This window comes from Oceanospirillum linum (genome assembly GCF_001995095.2).
Classification (GTDB): Bacteria; Pseudomonadota; Gammaproteobacteria; order Pseudomonadales; family Halomonadaceae; genus Oceanospirillum; species Oceanospirillum linum.
This window is the reverse complement of sequence record NZ_MTSD02000051.1, coordinates 1-531: the sequence shown is the minus strand read 5'-3', so window position 1 is coordinate 531 and position 531 is coordinate 1. Positions and strand designations below refer to the sequence as shown.

Annotated in this window: 1 protein-coding gene; it reads right to left on the bottom strand. The window is 46.1% G+C overall.

Going from position 1 to position 531, the window contains the following annotated elements:
- A partial coding sequence (locus BTA35_RS16575; RefSeq protein WP_202931299.1) for a 2-oxo acid dehydrogenase subunit E2 occupies window positions 1-531 on the bottom strand: 531 nt, incomplete at both ends.

The following is a 531-nucleotide window of genomic DNA, read 5'->3' as shown; positions in this document are numbered from 1 at the left end:
GTAAACGATATCAGTACCATCGATAGATGCGTTCACATCTGGGAAGCGCTTCAGAGCCTCTGCTGCAGCTTTTACGAAGAAAGACATGAAGCCAAGACGAACACCATTGTGTTTCTTCTCGAACATATCTTTGTATTTCTTACGTAAATCCATTACTGGCTTCATATCCACTTCGTTATAAGTGGTCAACATCGCTGCAGTTTGTTGTGCTTCAACTAAACGCTTAGCGATTGTCTGACGCATACGGCTCATTGGTACACGTTTTTCTACACGCTCACCAGCAGCAACTACAACAGGAGCAGGCGCTGCTGCTACTGGTGCAGGCGCTGCAGATGCTTTCGCTGCACCTGATTGAACGGCATTCAGTACATCTTCTTTAGATACACGACCGCCTTTGCCAGTACCAACCAGTTTAGCAATATCTAGATTATTTTCTAAAGCCAGTTTACGCGCTGCCGGACTTAAAATTTTGTCGCCAACTTGTACGTCTTCTTCCTCAGCAGAAGCGGCTACAGCTTCTACTGCTGCAGG